Consider the following 18,099-nt stretch of genomic DNA (forward strand, 5'->3'; position numbering starts at 1 on the left):
TAAAAACGCCGTCTAAAGTATGCGGGCACTGATAATCTCTTCTGCGGCATGGATACCAGAGAGAAAAGCACTTTCTATCCCCTGTCCTGCCAACCAATCCCCTGCCAGAAATAGAGGGAGAGGGCGATAGGAAGCCAGGCTCGGTACCTCCAAAGCTTGTTTAACGCGACTATAACGCCAGCGATGTACCTGCCACCAATCGGGTTTAGCCATTTGGGATGTCAACAAATGTCCTAGTTCCTCTAGCATCAATTCTCCTACTTTCCCCAGGTCAGCAGCACCTTGGTGGGCAAGGGCAAAATCCGGAGTACTGTGGATAACTAGCGAGGGATAGGGAGGTGTGGCTTGTTTGGTGCTGTTGTAGTAGAGGTACTGAATTACCTGGTGATCACGGCATTCCAAAATTTCCCAATCCGAAGGAAGCAGCCGCTGACTGTGATAGCCGCAGAGGAGAGTTATAGTGCTCTGGTAGACCGCAGTTGCCAGGGAACTTAACACCTCAGGATGGAAAGACAGAGCATAGGCTAATAGGTCATGGCTTTGGGGAGCAGGGGGGGTCATCACTAACACATCTGCCCAGAATTCCCCTTTATCTGTGAACAACTGCCACCGATCGTTATTTACCTTGATTTCCTTGACTTTGGTATTGAGGTGAATTTTCTGGTCTTGGGCAAGGTCTTTGGCAATGGCAGTGATCCCCTGGGGCGAAGCAAAAAAGGGACTATCTTCCTGTTGGTTAGCTAAGCCGTGGACGGATAAAAGAAACCGCCTGTCTGTCCAGCGTTGGAGGATACCGCGACTGATGAGGGATTCCACCCAGGCATTGTAACGGGGGTCAGTGCCCCTAGTAACGCAGGGCAGTCCATGGTCTAGCCAGGTACCCTGGGCACGCCGGGTAGCAACTCTGCCTCCTACTCCCGCTGATTTCTCCAGGATAGTGGCACTAATACCTGCCTGCCTCAGGCGTACACCACAGGCTAAGCCCGCCATACCAGCACCAACTATAACTACTTCTTTCATCGGAGAGGGATTTCTACCCCTAGGAGTATGCCTGCTCTGTTACTTTAGCAAAATATTGAAAGGGATGGTGATGGCATCCTGCTCACTAGGTACAGTTACCTAGGGCTTTGGGGATTGTGATTTAATATTGTAAAGGTTTTTTAATACTCCCTATGTTCCTACTGCAACCCTGGAGGTCTGAGACTAAACCCCGCCTCGATCGGGAGATTGTGGCGATTGGCTTGATTTATTTTATTGAGGGGGCATTGGGGCTGGCACAGTTAGCAGTCAGTTTCTTTTTCAAGGATGAGTTGGGGCTGACCCCTGCGGAAACTGCTTCCCTGGTGGGTTTGGTGATGTTACCGTGGACGATTAAGCCCTTCTATGGTTTCATTTCCGATAGTTTTCCTGTGGGGGGGTATCGCCGCCGTCCCTATCTTTTGTTTTTCAGTTTGCTGGGGACATTAGCCTGGTTGGGAATGGCAACGATCGTTAACAGTGCCCAGTTGGCGGTTCTGTTCATCGGTATAGCTTCCCTGGCGATTTCCTTCAACGATGCCCTCGTGGATGCCCTAGTGGTGGAGCGGGCGCGGTTGGAAAGTTGGGGGGATGCGGGTTCTCTGCAGTCCTTTAGCTGGGGGACGCTGTCAGCGGGGGGTGTGGTGGCAGCATTTCTGAGTGGCTATCTCCTGGAACATTTTGGGACAAGGGTAGTATTTGGTCTGACGGCAATTCTGCCTTTAATTTGGGGAGTAGCGAGTTTGGCAATCCACGACGATCGGGTGGAGACAGGGGTTAAGGGACAATTTTTCCCCCAACTGCAGGCCCTCAAGCAGGCGGTGACAAATCCCCAAATTCTCTTGCCCGCTTTGTTTTTGTTTCTCTGGCAGGCAACCCCTTCTGCGGATACCGCGTTCTTCTTTTTCACCACCAATGAACTACATTTCAATCCCCAATTTCTGGGAACGGTGCGCCTAGTAACCAATGTGGCGGGGCTGTTTGGCGTGTGGCTCTTCCACCGGTTTTTGCGTCAGGTGCCCATGCGTCCCATCTTCGGCTGGACAACGGTGATTTCCACACTCCTGGGTTTGACAAGTCTAATTTTGGTGAATCACTGGAACAGAGCTGTTGGCATTGATGACCGTTGGTTTAGTCTGGGGGACAGTTTGATCTTAACGATCGCGGGGCGGATTGCCTTTATGCCCACCCTGGTATTAGCGGCGCGGCTGTGTCCAGCGGGGGTGGAAGCGACATTATTTGCCCTGCTGATGTCGGTATTAAATTTGGCAGGCTTGTGTTCCCAACAGTTGGGCGCTCTTCTGACCCATTTACTGGGGGTGACTGAGTCCGATTTCCACAATTTGTGGCTATTGCTGCTAATTACTAATCTCTCTAGCCTGCTCCCCTTGCCCTTTTTGCGTTGGTTGCCCGATAAATAGCATCCGCTACGAGGCATACTTCTTTGATGGGTTGGGGGTCGTGGACGCGGAGAATGTCTGCTCCTTGCGCAATCCCGATCGTGCAGGCAGCGGCTGTACCCAGGAGGCGGTCTTGGGGCTCAGTCTGTCCTGTCAACTTACCGATGAAACTCTTGCGGGAGACACCGAGGAGGAGGGGATAGCCTAGTTCACGGAAGAGATGGAGGTGGCGGAGAATGGTGAGGTTATGTTCTAGGGTTTTGCCAAAGCCAATTCCAGGATCGACGATTATTTGGTGAATCCCGTATTTCTGGGCTTCCTTACTGCGGTGGAGGAGAAAATCCACAATCTCAGTCACCACATCCTTGTACTGGGGAGCATCTTGCATAGTTTGGGGCATGCCCTGCATATGCATTAGGACGATAGGAACTCCCAGTTTGCCCACCATGGGTAACATTTCTTCATCGTAGCGCCCACTCGTGACATCGTTGATTATGTCCACCCCTGCTTTGATTCCCGCTAAAGCCACCTTGGCTTTCATGGTATCGAGGGAGATAGCTAAATTGGGGTAGTAAGAACGCACCGCTTCAATGACAGGCAGCACCCGTCGCAGTTCCTCATTGGCAGGGACAGGCGAGGCCCCCGGTCTGGTAGACTCCCCCCCAATGTCTAAAATGTCGATGTAGGGTAGCATCTGTTTGACCCGATCGAGGGCTTGCTCCAGTTGGTGATACTTACCCCCATCACTGAAACTATCCGGGGTAACGTTGAGTACCCCCATGATGTATGTCCGTTCGCCCCAGTGGAACTGCCGTCCCCTAATTTCCATCTCCTGAGCTGTCGAGGGCAGCAAGGACTTCCTGGGCGTGGGTTTCGGGCTTGACCGTGGTGAAAATGTGGCTAATTTTGCCTGCGGGGTCAATGATGAAGGTATGGCGCATGATACCCATGAACTCCCTACCCATCATTTTTTTGAGACCATAGCTGTCGTAGGCAGTGGCAACACGGTAGTCAGTATCGCTGAGCAGGGGGAAGGGGAGTTGGTATTTGCTGCTAAATTTTTGATGGGATTTGCCATCATCACCACTGATCCCTAGCACTACTACACCCCTTGCCTCTAGTTCGCCATAGATGTCACGAAAGCCACAGGCTTCCTTGGTGCAGCCAGGGGTATCATCCTTGGGATAGAAATAGAGCACTACTCGCTTGCCCCGCAAATCTGCTAGGCTGACAATATTTCCCTCCCCGTCGGGCAGGCTAAAATCGGGGGCAGGGTCTCCTACTTGTAGTTTCATGCTGGGGTGTGAATATCGCTGTGTTGTTAGTTTAGCAGAACTGCCACGCCTAACAGCGGCATTGGTGGACTCCATAGTGCCCCCGATCGTGTTTTTACTCCAGGGCAATTTGGGGGCAGGGAAGACTACCTTTGTCCAGGCCTTGGGGAGGAGTTTAGGCATAAAAGAGCAAATTACTAGCCCCACCTTCACCTTAATTGATGAGTATTACAGTGGCAAATTTCCCCTTTACCACATCGACCTTTATCGCCTGGAACCAATTGCCATTCCCGAACTCCATTTAGAGTTGTACTGGCAGGACAGCTCAGAATTTCCCGCCGGCGTAGTGGCGATCGAGTGGAGCGAAAAACTCCCCCACCTACCCCCCCAATTCATTGCGATCGCATTTAGTCCCACCGAAACAGAGGATACCCGATTACTGACTTGGTCTGCCCAAGGGGAACAGGCTATCTCCCTCTTAGCCCACTTTTGGCAAAGTTTACACCCCTGACTTAGTGGTGGAAATTCTCTCCCCGGGTAATATAGTAGCAGAATTACATGCATCAGAGAGTATTTCGCTAATGGCTGCCGCCTCGTTTGGCTACTTCATCCTGAAGAACAATATGTTTTAGTCTATCATCAGCCCCAGCCAGACCAACTAGAGCGAGTCGGAGACTGCTTGGAAGGTGAAGATGTCTTACCTGGTTTCTCATTAGATTTGACAGAATTCTTCACCGAACCTGACCTGTAACCCAAAGAAGCTAAGCTATCATTTTTGCTACTAGTCTCACTCTACAATCAAATGTTTAGCAAATTCCCAGAAAGCGTGGTTAACCGATCGGGCTTAGTATCGTCATTGCAGGATTTCCAGGGTCAGTTCTTCCTTCCTGTGGTTTAACACTGCTGCCGCCTCTTCTCTCAGCTTTTCTCTGGTTTTAGGATAGCCAGTCCTTTTAGTCAATATTTGGTTTTTAACGGGTTAGTTAAAAAAGTAGCTCTGTTAACTTTCACCCCTTGTACAACTAGTTCCAGTCAGAAGGGAAGGAAATGTGTCAGAACTACAAGAAGTAAATTAGTTAGCTAAGCCACCCTACCTTGACTCCCATTGGTTTTTCCCATCTATCTATATCAGTGAGTGAGCAAAACTCTCCCCTCACTCTGGGGTCTACCCTAGGCAAAAATCATGGGTCGTCTGGGGATCGAACCCAGGGCCAATCGGTTAAAAGCCGAGTGCTCTACCGCTGAGCTAACGACCCGCAACGCTCACTGATCATAACACAGAATTAACAAATGTTTGCAAACAAATCAAAGACCATTAATTGCCCGCTGCAGGTCAGCGATCGCTTGGTTGAAGTTGATGATAGCTCGCAACTTGTTAACTTCGGCGCGCACGAGGTCTTCTTCCGTGCGGATGACTTCTAGCTGTGTTCCTACGCCAGCACTGAGGCGTAAACGAGCCAAACGCAGCGCTTCTGCAGCACTTTGGACAGCTTTTTCTGCCGTAGCAATTTGTTGTCGGTTGGACTGCAGGTTGCTGAAGGCTTGTTCCACTTCAAAGCGAATTTGGTTGATCTGTTGTTGAAAGAGGTTGTCGGCAAGGGCTTGATCGGCTTGAGTTTGGTTCAATCTGGCTTGGGCTACTCCCCCATCAAATAAACTTAAATTTAAGCGCGCTCCCAAACTGTAACCAAGTCCTATCCCCCCTGGCTGACTGAAGTTGTCGGCAAAACCGTAGTTGGCAAATACACTAATCTGCGGTCCTAACTGGGCTTGCACCGATCGAGCCCGTTCTTCAGCAATCAGTTTCTGCAGGCGGGTACTGTCTAATTCGATGCGATTGCGCAGAGCTGTAATAATGGTGTCTTCCAGGTTTAGTTCCCAGTCCTTGACTTGCACGATCGGGTCGGCAGCACTCAAGTCCACAGTGGGGGGAAATTCCAGTAGGCGGGCAAGATTGCGACGGCTGTTATACTGTTCCCCAAGGGCTTGTTGTAGGGCTTGTTGTGCTTCTGCCAGTTGCACTTCTGCTTGCAGGACATCAAATTTAGTCCCCACACCAGCGCGCTCTAGGGCCTGGGTATCCTGCAAACTGCGCAGATTGTTTTCTACGGACTTTTTACGAATGCGCACTTGTTCATCGGCATTTTGTAAACGGTAGTAGGCGCTAATCACACTGAGACGGACATTTTGCCGAACTCTACTTACTTCTGCTTCTCTGAGGCGGACAGTATTTTCTGCCGCCCGGATGTCGGCTTCCACTCTGCCACTAGTAAAGATGTTGTAGTTGATGCCTACATTACCGTTGAACGGTTGGGAGTAGGGAGTGGGGGAAGACAAGGAGCGGGCAATAGGAGAATCCTGAAACGTATATTCCAGTTGTGCCCCCACTGTAGGGTTGAGGACAGCTTTGGCTTCCAACAAGACGGCGCGGGAGCGCTCCAGTTGCAACTTGGCTTCCTTCAGTTCACGACTGTTGATTTCCACCAGTTCCAGGGCTTCCGCAAGGGTGATAGGTTGGGTGCGCTCGATCGTGATTTGCTCGGGATTGGTTGGTACAACCAGGGTGGGTTTGACTTCTAGGCGCACGTCCGGAGGGGGGAGGACTTTGGGCTTAGGGGTGGGACTAGGCGAGGGAGTGGCAGGAGCAGCAGCGGTCACGGGGGGAAGCTCTGGGGTAGGGCGGACAACCTCTATAGTAGGCAAAGCGATCGGTTCTGTCGCCACTGTGAGGGAGAGGGGAGCAGGAGTAAGGGCATCTTGGCTAATCCATTCCCGCAGTAGGACTGTAGGGGTAGAAGGATCAACCCTCGGGCTTGGTGGTTGTTGAATACTAATAGCAATTGGTTCGGTGGCGCTGGTGGGGAGAACAGGAGGAGCAGGTAATAAAGTTTCTTGGCTAAGCAATTCCCGCAGCACGGGGCTAGGAGTGGTAGTCTGGGCAAAAACCCCCTTCGTTACCCCCAACATCAACAAGGCTAAACCACAGGTAAGTTGGCGCATTCCCTCCACTCCTCAGCAATAGACAGACAAAGGTCGGTCTGCAACGCCTTATAGTTTAGTGGGTATTGTCCTCAAATTGATGCGGAAAGGGGCAAATCCCTCCCCATCTGTTCACTGAGCAAGACCAAGCTTTGCAGGAGGTCATCTAAGCCTTGCCGATCGGTGGCAGACACAAACACAGCCTGGGGATAGAGAGCACGCTGCACTGTCAGATCGGAGGTACGATCGATTTTGTTAAACACCAAAAGTGTGGGCAGGGGGTTATCACAGTCTGCCAAGGTTTGCGCCAGGATTTTTTCCACAGCCTTGATTTGGGTTTGCCAGTGGGGATGGGAACTATCTACCACATGGAGGAGGGCATGGGCAGTAGTCACTTCTTCTAGGGTGGCGCGGAAGGCGTTTTGTAGGGAAGGGGGCAACTCATGGATGAATCCAACTGTATCGGTGAGGAGGACAGTTGTGCCATTGGGTAGGAATAATTTGCGGGTAGTGGGGTCAAGGGTGGCAAACAGTTGGTCAGCACTGTAGACATCTGCTTTAGTGAGGGCGTTTAAGAGAGTGGACTTGCCGGCATTGGTATAACCCACGATCGCTATGGTAGGTATAGCTTGTTCTAGGCGATGTTGCCGCATCCGTGCCCTTTGGGTACGCAGTTGACTGACCTGTTGTTGCAAAAAGGTGATGCGCTTTTGAATGACACGCCGATCGGTTTCCAGTTTAGTCTCCCCTGGTCCTCTTGTCCCAATACCACCCCCTAGGCGGGAGAGGGCTTCCCCCCGTCCTGTTAATCGTGGCAACCGATAGGCTAACTGGGCTAATTCCACCTGCAACTTCCCCGCCGCTGATCGTGCTCTTTGGGCAAAGATGTCGAGGATGACTTCTGTGCGATCGCTGACTCTTATCCCCGTCATACTTTCTAAGTTGCGGATTTGCGCAGGGGACAACTCCCGATCGAAGACCAGCAAGTTAGCCCCCAAGGTTTGGCAAGCTAAAGCAATCTCCTTGATTTTGCCCTCCCCCACTATGGTCTGGGGATGGGGCTGTTCCCGCCGTTGCCAGAATGTCTGCAGTACCTGTCCCCCTGCACTGATTACCAGTTGTGCCAACTCCTCTAGCGTTGCTTGAAACAACATATCCGACTGCTTTGCCGTTTGTACCCCCACAATAATCACCCGATCGGTATCTAGGTCTACCGCCTGGGCCCTAAACTCCCGCTGAAATTCTTCTTCCAAACCACTGACCAGACCCAGAAAATCCTGCTTAGCCACTACATCCAAACTTTGGGCAGGGAAGACATACCAGGGTTTCTCACTAACTTGGGGCAATAGATGGGCGACGTAGACTTTGCCTACCCTTCCCTCCGATCGCACTTGACAGGAGACCAGAGCATCCAAACGCTGCATCACCATAGCAGTTAGGTCAGCCGTCCCGATCGGTGCACCCAGCAAGTCAGTTGTAATACAGCGGATACCACTGAGGCGAGTTTCCCCGTAGCGAGGTAATTCTTGGGGGGGAATCCTTGTTTGCGCAGGCGTACCTACCCCTACCCGTACCACCTGACCGCGGCGATTGATGTAAGCAGAGACACTAGCCCCCACCTCCTGACTAATGAGGGCAAGACGCTGGGCAAATTCAGGGGTAGTCAGAACATCCTGGGGCAACCGTTGGCGATAGAGCCGTTGCAGTTGCTTGAGTTGACTGGGTTTTAGTCCTTGGGTTTGACCAAAGATGGTGTTGATAGTGCCCTCTTACCTCCCTAAATATCTTTGAGTGTTTCCTTGAGAACAGTGCGGGCAGCTAGCTGGGACCGCGTAGAAGAAAGAATATCCACCTCCCGTCTCAGACGAGCGATCGTGTCTTGGGTTTCCAGCAAGGCCTGTTGCTCTTCACTGGCACCGTAGAAATAACTGGCAATCCAGTACGATAACTCCAAGGGGCTACGGGGAATTTGCGGCAATTCAATTTCCTGTTCCGTCAACTTTTGGGAAAGGCGCACTACATCCATCAACACTTGGCGCAATTCCTCCGCCAAGTTATAGAGAAGGTCAGTATCTTCGCAGGTGTGGTCATCAATCCACTCCACTAGCCCCACCCGGTAAGGCTTTTCCCTCGTAAATTTGAGGACACGGAAGCGCTGTTGCCCAATGGTCATAATCTTCCACCGATCGTCGGGCAGTTTGTGGTACTGCACAATCTGGGCACAACAACCCACCATCGCGCACTTACCCCCTTGACTATCCCACATCAGCACGCCAAAGCTACGGTCCGTTTCCATCACTGTATTGATCATCATGCGGTAGCGGTACTCAAAAATGTGTAAAGGGAGGGCTTGCCCTGGGAAGAGCACCACTTCCGGGAGGGGAAAGAGAGGTAGTTCGCGTACTGAGAGGGAAGATACTGTCATGGCAATTAGCAGTCTCTATTACCAGGTTAGCACCGATCGGTAAAATCAGTCTCCCAATTTAGATAGAGCTACCCAAAAAATGGTAGTCTGACTGTATCCGTGAAAACAAAGAAATGGGAGAACGCATTTTAGCCGCTATCGATGTAGGCACCAACTCAATCCACATGGTCATCGCTCAGATTAACGAGCAACTGCCCACTTTTACCATCATCTCCACGGAAAAGGAGACCGTCAGGTTAGGGAAAGGAAAAGGAGAGCGGGGGGAACTCAATGCCCAAGCTATGGACAGGGCTTTGGTGACCCTGGGACGTTTTCGCCAGATTTGCCATACGCTGGGTGTAACAGATATTGTAGCAGCTGCTACCAGTGCCGTCAGGGAAGCCCCCAACGGGCAGGAGTTCATTGACCGTATCTTGCACCAAACTGGTATTCCTGTCGATCTCATCTCTGGACAAGAGGAGGCACGTTTAATTTATCTCGGTGTCCTCTCGGCGATGGAACTCAACCATCAACCCCATCTGATCATCGACATCGGTGGCGGTTCTACAGAACTAATTTTAGGGGATGGGCATGCTCCCCAATACCTCAGCAGTAGCAAGGTGGGCGCGGTCCGCCTGACAGAGATGTTTGTCCACTCTGACCCTATCTCTAACTATGAGTTTGAGCAACTGCGCAGCTACATCCAAGGTGTAATTGAGCGACCGATCGAGGAACTACAAACCTTGCTCAAGGATGCTAAGCCCAGACTGGTGGGCTGTTCCGGCACGATCGAGGCAGTATTGAGTTTGTTCGCTCAGGAAACTACGGGTACAATTCCCAGTCCCCTGCAGGGGTACACTGTGTCTGTGGAAGCAGTCTCAGCCATGGTGCAGTTGCTGAAACGAGCGAATCTGGCAGAGCGGGTGTTGTTGGTGGGACAAAAGCGAGCAGAGATTGTCCTAGCCGGAGCGACGATTCTGTGGCAAGTGATGCAGGAATTAGAACTACCCCAGATTACCTACTGTCAGGCAGCTTTGCGGGAAGGCTTGATTGTCGATTGGATGATCCGCAATGGTTTAATTGAAGACCGCTGGCGCTATCAAAGTTCCGTACGGGAAAGGAGTGTCCTCAAGCTTGCCCATAAGTACCAAGTCAATTTGCCCTACGGCAAACATGTAGCTAAACTAGCTCTCAGTTTGTTTGACCAAACGAAAGGAACTTTACATCGTTGGGGCACAGAAGAAAGACAACTCCTGTGGGCAGCGGCAATCTTGCACAACTGTGGTCATTTTGTCAGCCACGCGGAACATCACAAACACTCCTACTATCTCATCCGCCACGGAGAGTTACTGGGCTATACAGAGTCGGAACTAGAGGTAATTGCCAATCTTGCCCGTTATCACCGTAAAAGTGAACCGAAGCGTAAACATGAAAATTTCCAACACCTCACCCCCCGCCAACAATTATTTGTCAATCAAATTTGCCCTCTGTTACGCTTAGCCGTTGCCCTCGATCGGCGGCAGATTGGTGCTATTGAGGACGTAAAAATAACCATCGATGGTTCCACTTGTCACTTAAAAATTTTCCCCCGTCACCCCGAAGACCCCTGCACTCTGGAGTTATGGAGCTTACAGTACAAAAAAGAGTTGTTCGAGCAATATTACCGTCTGACTTTGGCAGTGTCTGTTGACCTCAACTGCGCAGTAACGGAGGAGGCAGCTGTGCACCCTTGAGATTTGCCCCTGTCAACTTCACCATAATTTTATTACCGTAGCCGATCCGCGCTCCCCTTAGATCAGCATAGACTAGGTTTGCCCCACTGAGGTCAGCACCAATTAAGTTGGTCTCCCGTAGGTTGGCATAACTAAAATCGGCTTGCAAGAGATTGGAACGAAAGAGTTTTGCTCCCTGGAGATTGGCACGGTGGAAGTTGGTCTTGTGCAGGAAGGCATCACTCAAATCTGCATAACTTAGGTTGGCATAGCTGAAATTGCGCCCTGAAAAGTCCCGCTCCCGTAAGTCTAACCCTTGTAAATCCCTACCACTGTAATCACCACTGTTTCTTTTTGTTTCTCTCCGCTGTCTGGCCTGCTGATCGGTATTTCTCTGCTCTTGCCCGTTTCTGTTATCACTGTGTTGGTAAGTATAAGAACGGAGAATCTCCCTCGCTTTATTGATTTCTTTCAGCTTCGCCTCTGCTTTCTGTTGTAACCGCTGATTATCCCTAGGGATGCGATCGGGATGCCAAATAAACAACAAATCCCTATAAGCCTGGTTAATTTCTTCCCAAGAAGCCCCAGGAAATACTTCCAACACCTGATAGCAATACTGGATGTTAACCATAGCGCCATCATAACCCGATCGGTCTCTGCCAGGGTATTTGTAATTAAATGTGAATTAAATATGCTAGTTATACTTCAGTTTTTAATAACAATTTTGTTACTCCATGGGGATCAGTATCAGCAGTTACAGTTTGTCGTGAGTTTTAGCTCAATTTTTGCACTGAGTTAGGAAGGAGAATTTGTTTGGTATTGGGGGGGAATTTGACCACCAGAGAGAAAGTTTTACCAGAGCCGATGATCTTTTCCACTACTCCTATTCCCATAGTTGGATGCTTGACCCGATCGCCAATTTGCCATTCCGCGGGGATGACTTTGGCTTGAGGGCGGAGGGGAATAACTTTAGATGATTGGCGCTGAGGTTTGCCTTCTTCTAGGATTAGTTCAACTGGCAGTTCGGCAAGAAATTGGGAAATCTCGGCATATTGGGAGTTGCCATACAACCTTCTTTCCTGGGCGGAGGTAAGATAGAGCTTTTCCTGGGCACGTGTGATACCCACATACATGAGTCGTCTTTCTTCTTCTAGGTCAGCGGGATTGTCTAAGGCTCTGTAGCTGGGGAATAAGCCCTGTTCTAACCCCACCAAGAATACTACGGGAAATTCCAATCCCTTAGACCCATGTAAGGTCATTAGATTCACTTTAGTCTCGGCTTCTCCACTACTTTCTTCTGCGGAACTTAGACTGGCACTGGCTAGAAAGCCTGTTAGGGAATCATCTTCGTTTTCGTCTGCGTATTGCCCAGCAGCATTAACCAGCTCCTGCAGGTTGTTCAACCGATCGATAGCTTCTTCTGTCCCCTCCTGTTGCAGTTCATTTTGATAGCCTGATTCAATAATTACTTCCCGAATCAAATCCCTGGCTTTTGTGGTTGTCTGTTTGTCTTGCCAGCGGCAAATCTGTTGCACAAAGGCTTGAATCGATCGGAAGGCTCTACTGGCAATTAGTTTGACTGCCTCCTCCTGTTGGAGAAATTCAAACAGAGATAATTCTAATTCCAGAGCTTTGTCCATTAGTTTATTGACAGTTTCTTTGCCAATACCCCGTTTGGGAACGTTGATGATGCGCAGTAAACTCACATTGTCCTGGGGATTGACAATTACACGCAGGTAAGCCAGGATGTCCTTGATTTCTTTGCGGTCGTAGAAACGCATGCCCCCTACCACACGGTAGTTAATGTTTTGACGGACTAGGACTTCTTCAAACACACGGGACTGAGCGTTGGTGCGGTAGAGAATAGCACAATCTCCCGCTTTGCCTCCCCCGCGGATATGTTCTTTGATCCGATCGACAACGTATCTCGCTTCTTCCACTTCATCAAAGGCATTGTAGTAACGGATGACATCCCCTTCTCTTCTAGTCGGTCGCAGCACTTTATCTATTCTTTGGGTGTTGTTTTTAATCAGAGCATTAGCCGCCTGGAGAATATTAGCCACCGATCGGTAATTCTCTTCCAATTTGATCATCGTTTGAGTTTGGTCATCAGGCAATCCATCGCCAAAGGTGTCTTGAAATTCTAACAGAATGGTAAAATCAGCTAAACGAAAGGAATAAATGCTCTGGTCTGCATCCCCCACCGCAAACACCGATCGGTTTGTCCAATCGACTACTGTACCCTGGTTGTTAGTAACTAACAGGCGCAGCAATTCATACTGGGTGCGATTGGTGTCTTGATATTCGTCAACCAAGATGTGGCGGAAGCGGTTGTGCCAGTACTGCAAGACCTTTTCCTGTTGGCGGAACAGTTGTACAGGGACAAAGATTAAATCATCAAAATCCAGGGCATTATTCTGTAGCAGGCGGTCTTGGTAGAGGCGATAGACTTGATAGATAGTTTCCACCCGATAACCCTTTTCCTGCTGCCGATAGTTCTGGGGAGTCCAACCACGGTTTTTTGCCCCACTGATGGCATAGCGAATCGATCGGGGGTCAAACTTTTTTTCATCTAAATTGAGGTCTTTAGTGACAATCTCTTTGATGAGCGCCTGCACATCACTTTCATCGTAAATGACAAAATTGCGTGACCACCTCCTACCATCCCCTGTCTGGTACTTCTCAATGTCAAACCGCAACATCCGCGCACACAAACTGTGAAATGTGCCAATCCACAGATGTTTAGTGTATTTTTTGTAAACGATCGAGCGGGTTTGGGTTTGCTCTTGGGGACTAAGCTCCTCTGGCTTTATACCAGGTTTTAGTTGTGTTTCCAGGAGGAGATTTTCCAACCGCGTTTTCATCTCCTTAGCGGCTTTATTAGTAAAAGTAACAGCCAGTATTTCTTCAGGGTCAACAGCTTCTGCCAACAGCAGGTGGGCAAGGCGACAGGTGAGAGTGCGGGTTTTCCCTGACCCTGCTCCGGCTACGACTAGTAATGCTCCATCTCGGTGTAAAACAGCCCGTCGTTGGGAGGGGTTAAGGTGTTGGAGGAAAGAAAGCTGCATAGGAACTACCAGATGGTCAAAGCGGGTGACGGGAATCGAACCCGTGACTACAGTTTGGAAGACTGTGGTTTTACCATTAAACTACACCCGCGCGCAGGAGGTGATCATATCAGATAATAATAACTTCCGTAAAGTGTTAGGAAAAGTACAGATGACCAAAGTAGCGTTGGTAACGGGTGGCAGTCGGGGTATCGGCAGGGCAATTTGTCTGACTCTTGCCCAGGAGGGAGTGAGTGTAGCCATCAATTACGCCAGTTCTAGTCAGTTAGCAGAGGAATTAGTCAGCAAGATTGTTAGCGCAGGGGGAGCAGCCCTAGCCGTGCAAGCTGACGTGTCCCAGCCAGATCAGGTGGAGGGGATGGTAAAAGCAGTGCTAGACCAGTGGGGCAGGATTGATATTTTGGTGAACAATGCTGGGATTACCCGCGATCGTCTCCTGCTGCGCATGAAATTAGAAGACTGGCAAGAAGTAATCAACCTGAATTTGACGGGGGTATTTCTCTGTACCAGCGCCGTAAGCAAAATCATGCTCAAGCAAAAGGCGGGGCGGATTATCAACATTGCTTCTATTGCCGGCGTGATGGGGAATGCAGGTCAAGCTAACTACAGTGCCGCCAAAGCAGGTGTAATTGGTTTTACGCGCTCAGTTGCCAGGGAGTTAGCCAGTCGTGGTATTACAGTCAACGCTATTGCCCCTGGGTTCATCACTACAGATATGACAGCAGTCCTTGGCGAAGACATCGTTAAGCAAGTACTGCAGCAAATTCCCCTGGGTCGTTTCGGTACAGTAGAAGAAGTCGCCGATTTGGTGCGCTTCCTTGCCCTTTCTACAGCTGGCAACTACATCACCGGTCAGGTCTTCAACATTGATGGAGGGATGGTAATGGCTTGAGCCACTCTTCCAACTTTTGCACTTGCTCAGGCGTGGGATTGGTCACAGGCACCAAGTTATATCTTTCAGGAGGGGCAGTTTCCAACTTGACAAAATAATTCTGCAAATAGTCCCGCTGGAAAACGGTGACCATGATGGTGTCCCCCGCACTATACTGCCGTAACCGATCGGTCAAGTCTGTCACCCGAAAACCATCGATCGCTACCAGTTCATCTCCTGGGTTGATACCTGCCCGCTGGGCGGGACTTTTTGCTTCTACGTACTGCACGATCGGTCTACCGTTGGTGTCTTTAACTGTCAGGCCCAGGTGGGGTAAGGAGGAGGGAACCGGTACAACTTCCAAACCAAAGGGAGCAAAACAATAGTTGAAATCCAAGTCCATGAAACTATGGATAGCTAAACGCAGCCACTGCACCAAATTTTCATCCGCTAGCCGCTCCACAATATAAAAAATGTCCGCCTCTGTATAGCCGCGGGACTTGTACTCTACCCAGGCAAGGCGCAAAACCTCATCCAAACTCCGCCCGTAGTAACCTCGCAGCTGCAAATCTAATAACATCGCTACCAACTCCCCTTTGAGGTAGTAGGAGACCTGAACATTTTGGCTATTGGCATCCGGGCGATAGAGCTTGATCCAAGTATCAAAACTGGCATCTGCTAGTGTCTGCTCCCAGCGTCCCGGCGTATGTTGGTAACGAGTAATACTGTCACCGATCGCTTTGTAAAAATACTGCCGGTCGTAAATCCCCGCTCGCAAGGGAATCAGCTGATCATAATAACTAGTTACCCCTTCAGCAAACCACAGGAGGGTGGTGTAGTTTTCGCGGTCATAATCGAGGGTAAGAAATTCCCTGGGGCGCAAGCGAGTAACATTCCAAGCGTGGAAATACTCATGGGCAACTAGATTCATGAACTTAAAGTAGCCTTCCCCCTTGAGATTGAGGGGATTGTAATTGAGGGAACAGCAATTTTTATGCTCCAACCCGCCATTCCCCGTAGTGGAGAGGTGCAGCAAAAACCAGTAATCCTCGTAGGGCACTTCTCCCCACAACTGACAAGTAGTGGCAACAATTTTGGTGGTATCCGTAACCATCTGCCCTAGGTCGTACTTGCCTTCGCCCCAAACCACCCAGTGGTGGGGTTTATCTACAGCTAGAAAATCCGCGCGGGCATGGCGACCCATCTCGATCGGCGCATCCACCAGGGTATGGTAGTTAGGTACAGCATAGACATTCTCCCCCACCGGGCGCAGAGCAGTAGCAACCCGCCAATCCGATCGGGGCAAGATGACCTGTAATTCTGTGCTGTGGTGTTCATAGCCAGGGATATACATAAATGTGGCTGCCCCATTACAATAGGCGTGGGTCAAATCCACATGGTTAGTGCGCACCGAAAGGTCATGGGCAAAGACTAGATAGTTAACAATCACCAGGGATACCTGTGCTGTTTGAACCCGCCACTCATTTTTGCTCACCTTCTGCCAGGGGAGGGTACGACCATCCCCATCCATGACCCGAAACCCCTGCACCAAACGGCTATACTCCCGCACCAAATAGGAACCAGGAGTCCACACGGGCATCTTAAGGGGTAGTTCCCCTTGCCCCCAGTTCTCCACTCTGATCTCCACCGCCAGCAGGCGCTCTTCTGGGACAACGCTAAGGGTGTAACTAAACTTCATAGACACTCCTGCAGGGGACAGGAGATCAATTTACCACCTTTGGGCACTTTTGCCGCTCCGAGACTCCCGCACCCAAAAAATTTTGGGTAGACATGAAAAATTAGCCAACTTCTACGCTAAGATAAAAGTTAGTCTAAACCACTTTACCCTCTCCTCACATACACTCCCGGGTGAGGGTTTTTTTCTTTGTCACGCTGAGAGATTAGCATAGGTTTTCATTTTTGAATAGTGCCTGGCGAAAAATTTTTTCCCCTCTCTAGGAGGCAAGCTGGGAGAGGATTTGCGCCATAATCCGGTTGATTGCCCTAAAGCGATCGGTATGCCCCATCATCTCAGGGGGGGATTGGATGTACTTACCTGGGACTAGTTCATCGCTGCAGTTATTGACCAGAGCCTGGACACTGTTCGGGGTAGATTCGAGGTGGAATTGCAAGCCCAGTACCTTGTTGCCGTAACTGAAAGCCTGATGGAGGCAACCTGCGCTAGAAGCGAGAAGGGTACAATTGGGGGGAATGGTAAACGTATCGCCGTGCCAGTGGAAAGCCATAAATTCCTGGGGTAAATTGGCAAAGGGGGGAAACGTCCTCGCTGTTGCTGTCAGCTGAACGGGAAACCAACCAATCTCTTTCTCCCTGTTCTTTTCCACCCTGCCCCCCAGCACATCCGCCAGCAATTGTGCCCCCAAACAAATACCAATCACTACCTTGTCTGCCCCGATCGCTTTTCCTATAAACTCCTTTTCTCGCCTCAACCAGGGATAGCGGTCTTCTTCATAGATGTTCATGGGACCACCAAGGACGATCAACCAATCAAAGGCTGCAGGGTTTGGCAGGGGATCATCTTGGTAGAGCCTAGTGACACACAGAGTATAGCCCCGATCGGTTGCCCAGGTTTCTATGCTGCCTAAACCTTCAAAGGGCACGTGTTGCAGGTAGTGGATGCGCATGGTGAATTGCTGCCGATTTAGTTAGAGTAGAGTATAGCTCCCCCCAATCACTATGTTGGATTTTACTACTAGAAAACAGGATTACGAACGCCGCGTCCGTCTAGTGCAGGAAGATGTGCTGCGCATGGGAGCCTTGGTGGAAAATTCTTTTTGGTTAGCGCAGGCAGCTTTATTTGAACGCAATCTTGCCGCTGCCGAACAGATACCCCAACAGGATAAGCAAATCGATCGTTATTATCGTGCCATTGAGCAGGAATGCCTCCATTTGATTGCTCTCGGGGGGAGCAATGCCAGCAATTTACGGCTATTGGCAGCTATCATGCATCTGGTGCGGGATTTGGAACGGATTGGCGACTATGCCAAAAATTTGGGGGAGATTGCCATCAAGTTGATGCCCTACCATATGCCCCCGTTCATGACCAAAATTGGGTTGATGTGCCAGCGGTCTCGATCGATGTTGGCAATGAGCTTATGGGCACTAGCAAATTTGGACCGGGAACAGGCAGAGCAAGTCAAAACGCGCGATGATGCCGTAGACGATGACTTTGACCAATTATTTCAACTCCTAGTGGCAGAGGAGAGGGAAAAGAGAGAAACCTTGTTGTTGCTGGTATTGGTAATTCATCACTTGGAGAGGATGGCAGACCATGCCACAAATATTGGGCAACGGGTAGCTTACATTGTCACAGGCGTAAGGGGATGAACAGCTACAACGATCGGGCAGTTAGA

The 18,099-nt window shown here is 50.1% G+C and carries 15 protein-coding genes and 2 tRNA genes; 5 read left to right on the forward strand and 12 right to left on the reverse strand.

Annotated elements, in window-relative coordinates; genetic code table 11:
* Positions 1-12 precede the first annotated feature (12 nt).
* Positions 13-1,020: an FAD-dependent oxidoreductase gene (locus NZM01_00370; protein MCS6958492.1), complete on the reverse strand. Its 1,008-nt coding sequence runs from the start codon at positions 1,018-1,020 to the stop codon at positions 13-15.
* Between the two features lie 152 nt (positions 1,021-1,172).
* Between NZM01_00370 and NZM01_00375 the strand changes: the two genes are divergently transcribed.
* Entirely contained in the window at positions 1,173-2,438 is a 1,266-nt protein-coding gene (locus NZM01_00375) for a folate/biopterin family MFS transporter (protein ID MCS6958493.1), read from the forward strand.
* Here NZM01_00375 and folP read toward each other — a convergent pair.
* Both folP and bcp read right to left on the reverse strand, forming a co-directional pair.
* Positions 2,392-3,270, reverse strand: coding sequence for a dihydropteroate synthase (folP, locus tag NZM01_00380; protein MCS6958494.1), 879 nt, complete (start codon positions 3,268-3,270; stop codon positions 2,392-2,394). The genes NZM01_00375 and folP overlap by 47 nt on opposite strands.
* Positions 3,236-3,712: a thioredoxin-dependent thiol peroxidase gene (bcp, locus tag NZM01_00385; GenBank protein ID MCS6958495.1), complete on the reverse strand. Its 477-nt coding sequence runs from the start codon at positions 3,710-3,712 to the stop codon at positions 3,236-3,238. The genes folP and bcp overlap by 35 nt, the downstream gene beginning before the upstream one ends.
* Here bcp and tsaE point away from each other — a divergent pair.
* Positions 3,711-4,202, forward strand: coding sequence for a tRNA (adenosine(37)-N6)-threonylcarbamoyltransferase complex ATPase subunit type 1 TsaE (gene tsaE, locus NZM01_00390; GenBank protein ID MCS6958496.1), 492 nt, complete (start codon positions 3,711-3,713; stop codon positions 4,200-4,202). The genes bcp and tsaE overlap by 2 nt on opposite strands.
* 673 nt (positions 4,203-4,875) lie before the next feature.
* Here the strand turns inward: tsaE and NZM01_00395 are convergent.
* The 4 genes from NZM01_00395 to NZM01_00410 form a co-directional block, all read right to left on the reverse strand.
* Positions 4,876-4,947, reverse strand: a tRNA-Lys gene (locus NZM01_00395).
* A gap of 49 nt (positions 4,948-4,996) precedes the next feature.
* On the reverse strand, positions 4,997-6,691 hold the full coding sequence (locus tag NZM01_00400) for a TolC family protein (protein MCS6958497.1): 1,695 nt from the start codon (positions 6,689-6,691) through the stop codon (positions 4,997-4,999).
* A 71-nt stretch (positions 6,692-6,762) separates the two neighbouring features.
* The gene (hflX, locus tag NZM01_00405; GenBank protein MCS6958498.1) at positions 6,763-8,352 is read right to left on the reverse strand and encodes a GTPase HflX; all 1,590 of its coding nucleotides are present in this window, start codon (positions 8,350-8,352) and stop codon (positions 6,763-6,765) included.
* A gap of 95 nt (positions 8,353-8,447) precedes the next feature.
* Complete coding sequence (locus tag NZM01_00410; protein ID MCS6958499.1) at positions 8,448-9,095, reverse strand: LON peptidase substrate-binding domain-containing protein; 648 nt, start codon at positions 9,093-9,095, stop codon at positions 8,448-8,450.
* A gap of 113 nt (positions 9,096-9,208) precedes the next feature.
* Between NZM01_00410 and NZM01_00415 the strand changes: the two genes are divergently transcribed.
* Positions 9,209-10,807: a Ppx/GppA family phosphatase gene (locus NZM01_00415; GenBank protein MCS6958500.1), complete on the forward strand. Its 1,599-nt coding sequence runs from the start codon at positions 9,209-9,211 to the stop codon at positions 10,805-10,807.
* Here the strand turns inward: NZM01_00415 and NZM01_00420 are convergent.
* From NZM01_00420 to NZM01_00430, 3 genes are all read right to left on the reverse strand, one after another.
* Positions 10,767-11,417, reverse strand: coding sequence for a pentapeptide repeat-containing protein (locus NZM01_00420; GenBank protein MCS6958501.1), 651 nt, complete (start codon positions 11,415-11,417; stop codon positions 10,767-10,769). The two genes, NZM01_00415 and NZM01_00420, sit on opposite strands and share 41 nt — an antisense overlap.
* Before the next feature lie 142 nt (positions 11,418-11,559).
* A complete protein-coding gene (locus NZM01_00425; GenBank protein ID MCS6958502.1) occupies positions 11,560-13,854 on the reverse strand; it encodes a UvrD-helicase domain-containing protein in 2,295 nt (764 codons plus the stop codon).
* Positions 13,855-13,874: 20 nt separating this feature from the next.
* A tRNA-Gly gene (locus NZM01_00430) sits at positions 13,875-13,945 on the reverse strand.
* Between the two features lie 60 nt (positions 13,946-14,005).
* On the opposite strand from NZM01_00430, the gene fabG reads away from it, so the two are divergent.
* Entirely contained in the window at positions 14,006-14,746 is a 741-nt protein-coding gene (gene fabG / locus NZM01_00435) for a 3-oxoacyl-[acyl-carrier-protein] reductase (GenBank protein ID MCS6958503.1), read from the forward strand.
* On the opposite strand, the gene NZM01_00440 is transcribed toward fabG, so the two are convergent.
* Both NZM01_00440 and NZM01_00445 read right to left on the reverse strand, forming a co-directional pair.
* Complete coding sequence (locus NZM01_00440; GenBank protein MCS6958504.1) at positions 14,715-16,424, reverse strand: PDZ domain-containing protein; 1,710 nt, start codon at positions 16,422-16,424, stop codon at positions 14,715-14,717. The genes fabG and NZM01_00440 overlap by 32 nt on opposite strands.
* Positions 16,425-16,680: 256 nt before the next feature.
* Positions 16,681-17,370 carry a type 1 glutamine amidotransferase gene (locus tag NZM01_00445; protein MCS6958505.1) on the reverse strand — a complete coding sequence of 230 codons (690 nt, stop codon included), beginning with the start codon at positions 17,368-17,370 and terminating at the stop codon, positions 16,681-16,683.
* A 52-nt stretch (positions 17,371-17,422) separates the two neighbouring features.
* On the opposite strand from NZM01_00445, the gene phoU reads away from it, so the two are divergent.
* Positions 17,423-18,073, forward strand: a complete 651-nt coding sequence (phoU, locus tag NZM01_00450) for a phosphate signaling complex protein PhoU (protein MCS6958506.1) — start codon at positions 17,423-17,425, stop codon at positions 18,071-18,073.
* The last annotated feature ends 26 nt before the right edge of the window (positions 18,074-18,099 follow it).

Source organism: Pseudanabaenaceae cyanobacterium SKYG29 (genome assembly GCA_025055675.1).
In the GTDB taxonomy this organism is placed as follows: domain Bacteria; phylum Cyanobacteriota; class Cyanobacteriia; order Pseudanabaenales; family Pseudanabaenaceae; genus M5B4.

Coding starts and splice junctions, on each gene's coding strand:
- tsaE (MCS6958496.1), top strand. CDS start 3,711: ATGCTGGGGTGTGAATATCGCTGTGTTGTTAGTTTAGCAGAACTGCCA.
- NZM01_00410 (MCS6958499.1), bottom strand. CDS start 9,095: ATGACAGTATCTTCCCTCTCAGTACGCGAACTACCTCTCTTTCCCCTC.
- NZM01_00440 (MCS6958504.1), bottom strand. CDS start 16,424: ATGAAGTTTAGTTACACCCTTAGCGTTGTCCCAGAAGAGCGCCTGCTG.
- NZM01_00425 (MCS6958502.1), bottom strand. CDS start 13,854: ATGCAGCTTTCTTTCCTCCAACACCTTAACCCCTCCCAACGACGGGCT.
- NZM01_00375 (MCS6958493.1), top strand. CDS start 1,173: ATGTTCCTACTGCAACCCTGGAGGTCTGAGACTAAACCCCGCCTCGAT.
- bcp (MCS6958495.1), bottom strand. CDS start 3,712: ATGAAACTACAAGTAGGAGACCCTGCCCCCGATTTTAGCCTGCCCGAC.
- NZM01_00415 (MCS6958500.1), top strand. CDS start 9,209: ATGGGAGAACGCATTTTAGCCGCTATCGATGTAGGCACCAACTCAATC.
- NZM01_00445 (MCS6958505.1), bottom strand. CDS start 17,370: ATGCGCATCCACTACCTGCAACACGTGCCCTTTGAAGGTTTAGGCAGC.
- NZM01_00420 (MCS6958501.1), bottom strand. CDS start 11,417: ATGGTTAACATCCAGTATTGCTATCAGGTGTTGGAAGTATTTCCTGGG.
- phoU (MCS6958506.1), top strand. CDS start 17,423: ATGTTGGATTTTACTACTAGAAAACAGGATTACGAACGCCGCGTCCGT.
- NZM01_00370 (MCS6958492.1), bottom strand. CDS start 1,020: ATGAAAGAAGTAGTTATAGTTGGTGCTGGTATGGCGGGCTTAGCCTGT.
- fabG (MCS6958503.1), top strand. CDS start 14,006: ATGACCAAAGTAGCGTTGGTAACGGGTGGCAGTCGGGGTATCGGCAGG.
- NZM01_00400 (MCS6958497.1), bottom strand. CDS start 6,691: ATGCGCCAACTTACCTGTGGTTTAGCCTTGTTGATGTTGGGGGTAACG.